This window comes from Leucobacter sp. M11 (genome assembly GCF_035726885.1).
Lineage (GTDB): Bacteria > Actinomycetota > Actinomycetes > Actinomycetales > Microbacteriaceae > JAPFRB01.
Genome location: NZ_JAPFRB010000002.1, coordinates 574538 through 582325, shown reverse-complemented (window position 1 = coordinate 582325; position 7788 = coordinate 574538). Strand labels below are relative to the sequence as shown.

Genomic DNA, 7788 nt, shown 5'->3' with positions numbered 1-7788 from the left:
TGCTGCAGCCGGTCAGGGCGAGGGCGCTGAGGGCGAGTCCGGCCATGAGGCCGAGGGTGCGAGAACGGTTCATCAGGATTCCTTCTGGGTGGGTGTCGCGGGGTGGGAAACGGGGGAAACGAAGAGCGGGTCGGGGGTGTGCAGGCTGAGGCTCGTGGCGCGCACGCCCTCGTCGGTGAACTGGACGAGGGAGAACATGGGGGCGTCGTGCCCGGCCACCGCGTCGGGGCCCGCGTTCATGACCTGGTGATACGCCAGGGACGGCGCGACCTGGACGGGCAGGCCTCGGACCGAGGCCGAGAGCGGGTGGTGGAAGTGCCCGGCGAGGATGAGCCGGACGTCACTGCCGCCGAGGGCGTCGAGGAACCCGGCGGCGTTGCGGAGCCCCTGCTTTTGCAGGGTCGGGATCGGGGAGCCCATCGGCGCGTGATGCAGGGCGAGGATGGTGCCCTCGCCGTGGTCCTCGGCGAGCACCGCGCGGAGCCAGCCGAGTTGTTCGGGCGACAGCTCCCCCCGGTGGGAGTCCAGGAGCACGAAGCGGAAACGCTCGTGCAGGTGCACCCGGTCGTGGCCGGCCTCGTGGCCGGGCAGCGCGCGGGCGGCGACGGGGTCGTCGTGGTTCCCGATCACGGTGTAGACGGGGGCGGCGACCGCGGCCTCGAGCTGGGCGCAGGCCGCCGCGATGGCGGGGTACGCACCGGGGTTTCCCCGCTGGGCGAGGTCGCCCGTGATCACGACCGCCTCCGGGGTGATCCCGGAGCAGCGGGCGTACTCGGCGACGTCGCGGAGCCGGCCGAGACCGTCCACCCGGCCGTACAGCAAGCCGGTCTCGGTCGCGTGCACATCGCTCAGGTGCAGCACCGTGAAGCGGCCGCTCTCGGCGCTCACCGCGCCGCCCGGGTCTCGAGCCGGGCGAGCGCCGCCGCGGGCAGGCCGTTGGCGCGGAGGTAGGCCGCGGCCCCGCCGTGCGATGCCACGCGGTCCAGCGCCTCGTCGAGCGCCGACTCGGGGCTCAGCAGGTGTAGCCTCCGGGCCTCGGCCCTCGCGGACCCGGTGAGCCCCTCGCGGTCGAGCTGGGCCTCGACGAGGGCACCACGGGCGGGGGCAACGGTCCGCTCGGACAGTGCGTAATCCGCGAGGATCTCCGCTCGGGAATCGCCCGCGACGAGGCGGCAGAGCGCGACGACGAGCCCGGTGCGATCCTTGCCAGCGGCGCAGTGCACGAGCACGGCGTCGTCGTGCTCCGCGATGACGGCCACGGCCCGGGCGAGCTCTGCGCCGCGCTCGTCGACGAGGGTCGCGTAGACCTCCTCCAGGGAGCCCGAGGCGGGCGGGGCCGTGCCGTAGAGCGGTTGCGAGTGCACGGGGAGGCCGTGCGTGTGCGGGGCACGCTCGTCCCGCTCGCGGAGGTCCAGGACGAGGGTGACGCCGAGCCCGCGCAGCGTGTGCTCGCCCTGCGCGCTCAGTTCGTCCACCGCGGCGGAGCGCACCAGCCAGGGGCGATCCGGGTCGCCGATGCCGCGGGCGTTGTAGGTGCCGTCTACTGCGATGGGGTGCACGTTAGGGGTCCTTCCGGCGGGGTTTCCGCTGTTACATCCGGAACGAAATCCCGTTCCGAAGCCCAGTGTTGCCGGGCAGGGTAACCGCGGGGTGAACCCCGGGCGGCCTGCGGGCAAACTCCGGCCCACGGCTCGGGGCGTGGCTCGGCGGGTGGCCCAAGGCGGCCCGCTGGGACGCAGGCCGCGGGGCCGACTTGGGGCGGCTCGGGGCTGGAGCGGGGGCTCCGGGGGTGAGGCCGGGTTATTCGGCGCCCTCAATGAGGGCCTCGGCGACGACCGTGCGCATCTCGCTGGGGTCGGGCAGGCCGTTCCGCTCCCCGAGGAGCTGGTGCAGCGCGTGCAGGAGGACGAACTGGCTGAGCCGGCTCAAAAAGGGATCGACCCCGTGCGCGGGCTGCGACCCGCCGCTGAACAGCGCGATGTCCGCCAGCCGGGTGAGCGGGGAGCGGGCGAAGCTCGTGATCGCGAGCACGCGCGCGCCCCGGCTCGCCGCGGCGCGGACCGTGGCGAGGGTGTGCGTGTTCGCCCCGGAGTAGCTGAGGGCCACGCAGAGGTCGCCCGGCCCGAGCGAGTGCGCCGCGAACTGCTGGGCCAGCACGTCCGCGGGGGCCTCGACGGGGCGGCCGATCGTCGCGAAGCGGAGCGCCGCGTCCTGTAGCGGCGGCGCGGAGAAACCGCTCCCGGTGAACAGGATCCGTTGCGCGGAGGCGAGCAGGTCCACGGCGGCGGCGGCGTGCGCGCGGTCGATGCGGTCGCGGCTGAGGCGCAGCGCGTCCGCGGCGTCGTCGAACGCCCGCGCGATCGCGTCCGGGGCCCCGGCGGGGGCGGCGGCTCGGGCGGGCTCGGCCCCGACCCGGGCCAGCTCCAGGCGGAGATGCTGAAAGCCCCGGAACCCCAGGGTCTGGCAGGCGCGAACGACGGTCGCCGTCGAGGTGCCCGCGGCCTGCGCCACCTCCTGGGTCGACCAATCGATGACCTCCGCCGGGCGGCCCAGGAGGACCTCCGCCACGCGGCCCTCGCTCGGGCCGAGCGCCGAGGCGGCGGCGCGGAGCTGGGCGAGGGAGACCGGGACGGCGGGAGCGGTTGCTGGCATAGCGGGGACGATACGGCGGGCGGGTGAATGCCCGGTGTCGCAGAAGCGACGCGTTGGGGCGAAAGGGCTCCGATGCGCCGTGGGAAGCGCTCCCGTCACGCCAGGGGCGAACACCGGGCAAAAACCGGGGTACGCCCCGTACGCTGGGTATATCGCCACGAGGCCACCCCTTTTTGGACCTCAGCCGTTGGAGGAACAGATGTTTGAGAGATTTACGGACCGCGCCCGACGCGTGATCGTCCTCGCCCAAGAAGAGGCGAAGATGCTCAACCACAACTACATCGGGACCGAGCACATTCTGCTCGGCCTGATCCACGAGGGCGAGGGCGTCGCCGCGAAGGCGCTTGAGCAGCTCGACATCTCGCTCGACGCCGTGCGCGAGCAGGTCACCGACATCATCGGCACCGGTCAGCAGCCGCCGTCGGGGCACATCCCCTTCACGCCGCGCGCCAAGAAGGTGCTGGAGCTGAGCCTCCGCGAGGCGCTGCAGCTCGGCCACAACTACATCGGCACCGAGCACATCCTGCTCGGGCTCATCCGCGAGGGCGAGGGCGTTGCCGCCCAGGTGCTCGTCAAGCTGGGCGCGGACCTGAACCGCGTCCGCCAGACGGTCATCCAGCTGCTCTCCGGCTACCAGGCCGGGAAGGAGCAGGTCGCCGTCGGCGCGCAGGAGAACACGGGCACCGACAAGGGCTCGCAGATCCTCGACCAGTTCGGCCGGAACCTGACCGCCGCCGCCCGCGAGGGCAAGCTCGACCCGGTGATCGGGCGCGAGAAAGAGGTGGAGCGGGTCATGCAGATCCTCTCCCGCCGCTCCAAGAACAACCCCGTCCTGATCGGCGAGCCCGGCGTCGGGAAGACCGCCGTCGTCGAGAGCCTCGCCCAGGCGATCATCAAGGGTGAGGTGCCCGAGACGCTGAAGGACAAGCAGCTCTACTCCCTCGACCTCGGCGCGCTGATCGCCGGTTCCCGCTACCGCGGTGACTTCGAGGAGCGCCTGAAGAAGGTCACCAAGGAGATCCGCAACCGCGGCGACATCATCATCTTCATCGATGAGATCCACACCCTCGTGGGAGCGGGTGCCGCCGAGGGCGCGATCGACGCCGCGAATATCCTGAAGCCGCTGCTCGCCCGCGGCGAGCTGCAGACCATCGGCGCGACCACGCTGGACGAGTACCGCAAGCACTTCGAGAAGGACGCCGCGCTGGAGCGCCGCTTCCAGTCGATCATGGTCAACGAGCCGAGCGTGCCGCACTCCATCAACATCCTGAAGGGGCTGCGCGACCGCTACGAGGCGCACCACAAGGTCTCCATCACGGACGGCGCGATCGTTGCCGCCGTGAACCTCGCCGACCGCTACGTCCAGGACCGCTTCCTGCCGGACAAGGCCATCGACCTGATCGACGAGGCGGGTGCCCGCATGCGCCTGTCGATCCTGTCCAGCCCGCCCGAGCTGCGCGAGTTCGACGAGAAGATCGCCGTGGTCCGCGCCGACAAGGAGCAGGCCATCGAGGGCCAGGACTTCGAAAAGGCCGCGAACCTCCGCGACGAGGAGAAGAAGCTGATCGCCGAGCGACTCCGCCTGGAGAAGCAGTGGCGCGCGGGCGACGTCACCACGAACGCCGAGGTCGACGAGGGCATGATCGCCGAGGTGCTCGCGCAGGCCACCGGCATCCCCGTCTTCAAGCTCACCGAGGAGGAGTCCGCCCGACTCCGCTTCATGGAGGAGGCGCTGCACCAGCGCGTCATCGGCCAGAACGAGGCCATCTCGGCCCTGTCCAAGACGATTCGCCGCCAGCGTGCGGGCCTCAAGGACCCGAAGCGTCCCTCCGGCTCCTTCATCTTCGCCGGGCCCACGGGTGTCGGCAAGACCGAGCTGGCCAAGGCGCTCGCCGAGTTCCTGTTCGACGACGAGGACGCCCTGATCTCGCTCGACATGTCCGAGTACGGCGAGAAGCACACTGTGTCCCGTCTCTTCGGTGCCCCTCCCGGGTTCGTCGGCTTCGAGGAGGGCGGCCAGCTCACCGAGAAGGTGCGCCGCAAGCCGTTCTCCGTCGTGCTCTTCGACGAGATCGAGAAGGCCCACCCGGACATCTTCAACTCGCTCCTGCAGATCCTCGAAGAGGGTCGCCTGACCGACGGTCAGGGCCGTGTGATCGACTTCAAGAACACCGTCATCATCATGACCACGAACCTCGGTTCGAAGGGCATCGCGGGCGGCCCGGTCGGCTTCCAGCTGGAGGGTGACACCCAGGTGAACTACGACACGATGAAGGGCAAGGTGATGGAGGAGCTGAAGAAGCACTTCAAGCCCGAGTTCCTGAACCGCGTCGACGACACCATCGTGTTCCCGCAGCTCAGCAAGAAGGAGCTGCTGCAGATCGTTGACCTCTTCGTCAAGGGGCTCAAGGACCGCCTGCTGGACCGCGACATGTACATCGAGGTCTCCCCGGCGGCGAAGGAACGCCTCATCGAGGTCGGCTACGACCCCACGCTGGGTGCGCGGCCGCTGCGTCGCGCGATCCAGCGCGAGGTGGAGGACCGCCTCTCGGAGCGGATCCTGAACGCGGAGCTGCTCGCGGGGGACACCGTCTCGGTGGACTTCGCGGATGGCCAGTTCGTCCTCGAGACGAAGCGGCCCGACGGTTCCGTCGCCCCCGGCGCGACCATCGCCTCCTCGGCTGATGCGGTGGCCTCCACCGCGACCACGAACGAGTAGTCCGACACCCCACGACGCGCCCCGGCTCCCTGCGAGCCGGGGCGCGTTTTGCGTTTCTGGGTGACCCCTTGTGCCGGGGGGCGCTTGCGTCGTATGGTGAGCGCAGACACCGACGACGGTGCCATCAAGACGTAGCTGGGGGGCTGTATGCGTGGGGACCGACTGGACCGGTGGGGCGGCGACAGCCCTGTGCCCGGACAGTGGATCACGGTGCCCATTGCCCCCCAGGGCATGAGTGTGTCTCGAGCGGTAGATCATTGCGATCTGCCGCTTTTTTTGTGCACAAATCACGTCGCTTGAACGAGAAGCTCCTATTGGGGAAGGTAAGGAATCGTGAAAAACAAAGTTCATGGCCGGCGTTGGAAGGCGCCGGCTCTTCGATCCGCGGCCGTGATAACGGTCGCGAGCGTGGTTGCGCTCGGCGGAGTCACCTCCGCGGCGAACGCCGCCACCGGGGATGAATCTCGGGCATCTGCCCGCTTCCTCTCCGGAAGCTTGCTCTCCGGGCTGAACCTGGATGCGATCGCCGGGCTGGGGGGCGTGAACGCTCACAATGCTGGCGTCCCCGCGACCGATACCAAGGCGAACCCGCTCGACGTCAGCGCCTTGAGCCTGCTTCAGGTTCAGATCCCCGGCGGGCTCAACCTGCCCCTGAGTAATCTGATTCAGCTGGGCGCTGTCAACCAGTACGCCTCCGCCGAGGACGCGGGCGCGTCTCACGCCGCCAGCGGCGCGGTGAGCAACTCCGGAGGCATCGGCACCGGAAACGCCTCGGGCTTCCCGGCGAATGCCACGTTCACCCTTGAGAGCATCCTTGGGCCAACGCTGAGCCAGACCATCGGGAATCTGTCGATTTCCATTGGCGCGATCACGGCGGAGGCCCACCAGGAGGCTCCCGCTGCGGCAACCGGTGCATACTCCATCGCGGGAGGCCAGCTCAACCTGACGATTCCCGCGGTTGGCGGCATCACGTCGGCGGTCGTTGGGACCAACGGCTCCGGGGGAATTGTCGGCGCTGTGGACACCGCGGTCGCGGCGTTGGCCGGGCCGGACGGAACCATCGCGAAGGCGCTGGCCGGGCTGAACGCGGCGCTCTCGCCCTTGCTCGGGAACACCGGGTTGAAGGTGGAGCTCACGACGACCATCAATAACACCCTCAACCAGCTCCTGGATACCCCGGTTGGGGATGGTGTCATCACCATCAACCTGCGGACCGGCTCGGTCACTGCGGACCTCGACGCGCTGCTCTCCTCCAGCGTTGGCCACGGGCTCAACGGGCTGGGCGTCAACGAGGAGATTCTCTCGACTGCCGTGCTGGACGCCCTCAACGTTCGAATCGCGTCGGTACTCAACACCGTTCCGGCCCTGGTCCAGACCACGGTTGAAAACACGTTGAACGCGGCGCAGCTCACCGTGCAAGCGAACGTGTGCATCGTGGGATCTCCCCCGAACTGTGTGACTCCCCTTGTTGACATCGGCACCGGCATCAATGTGAATGTGGACCACCAGACGCTGGGCATGGTGCTGAACGGGAACGCAACGGCATCCATCACCCTGAAGGTGGCGGGTGCGCAGATTCAGATCGGTCTCGGCCAACTGCTTGGTGCGCTTGCCGCGCCCATCAAGGCGGCGCTGTTTGACCCGCCGCTCGGCGTGCTGTCCACGGTCGTGCCGATCGTCAGCGCTGCTGTCAGCACGGTGCTCACGGCGGCTTCCCCCGCGGTGAGTCTGCTGAACACCGTGGTTTCTCTGAAGGGGAACGTCCAGGAAGTCGGTTCCGAGGGCTCCGGCTCCTTCCGGCAAACTGCCCTCCGCCTCGGACTGGGATCAAATCTGCTGGCAACCGTGGACCTCGCCTCTGCTGAGGTTGGCCCGAACTCGGTTCGCGAGCTGGAGGGGGTCGCCATTACGGCTCCCGCGCCCAACGCGTCCTTCACCGTGCCAACGGAGACAGACACTGAGGCCGTCACCGTCTCGGGCACCGGTGACCCCGGTGCGAGCGTGACCGTTTCGATCCCCGGACAGAGCGATCAGACCGCTACGGTCCAGAATGACAACACCTGGACCGTCACGTTCCCGGCGCTCCCCGTTGGCACGTACACCGCAACGGCAACGCAACTCGCCGGAACCACCGAAACGACTGCGACCGTAACCTTCGGAGTCGCTGCGGCTCCTGTTGGGACGGACACAGACGCGGATGCTGATGCGGACGCTGACGCTGCTGCTGACACGGATGCGGATGCTGCAACCGACACGGATGCGACCGACACGGACGCTGCCGCTGACACAGATGCTGCAACCGACACGGATGCTGCTGCTGACACGGATGCTGCAACCGACACGGATGCTGCTGCTGACACGGACGCCGCAACCGACACGGATGCTGCCGCTGACACGGACGCCGCAACCGACACGGA

General features: G+C 69.1%; 5 protein-coding genes. 2 read left to right on the top strand and 3 right to left on the bottom strand.

Going from position 1 to position 7788, the window contains the following annotated elements; all coding sequences use genetic code 11:
• Window positions 1-72: 72 nt before the first annotated feature.
• The 3 genes from OOT08_RS07115 to OOT08_RS07105 form a co-directional block, all read right to left on the bottom strand.
• The gene (locus tag OOT08_RS07115; RefSeq protein WP_325091902.1) at window positions 73-888 is read right to left on the bottom strand and encodes a metallophosphoesterase; all 816 of its coding nucleotides are present in this window, start codon (window positions 886-888) and stop codon (window positions 73-75) included.
• The gene (locus OOT08_RS07110; RefSeq protein WP_325091901.1) at window positions 885-1559 is read right to left on the bottom strand and encodes a tyrosine-protein phosphatase; all 675 of its coding nucleotides are present in this window, start codon (window positions 1557-1559) and stop codon (window positions 885-887) included. The genes OOT08_RS07115 and OOT08_RS07110 overlap by 4 nt, the downstream gene beginning before the upstream one ends.
• 241 nt (window positions 1560-1800) lie before the next feature.
• A complete protein-coding gene (locus OOT08_RS07105) occupies window positions 1801-2652 on the bottom strand; it encodes a MurR/RpiR family transcriptional regulator (protein ID WP_325091900.1) in 852 nt (283 codons plus the stop codon).
• A 199-nt stretch (window positions 2653-2851) separates the two neighbouring features.
• On the opposite strand from OOT08_RS07105, the gene OOT08_RS07100 reads away from it, so the two are divergent.
• Together OOT08_RS07100 and OOT08_RS07095 are read left to right on the top strand one after the other, a co-directional pair.
• Window positions 2852-5371, top strand: coding sequence for an ATP-dependent Clp protease ATP-binding subunit (locus tag OOT08_RS07100; protein ID WP_325091899.1), 2520 nt, complete (start codon window positions 2852-2854; stop codon window positions 5369-5371).
• 408 nt (window positions 5372-5779) lie between these two features.
• Window positions 5780-7788, top strand: a 2009-nt coding sequence (locus tag OOT08_RS07095; RefSeq protein WP_325091898.1) for a choice-of-anchor G family protein, incomplete at its 3' end; no start/stop codon positions are given.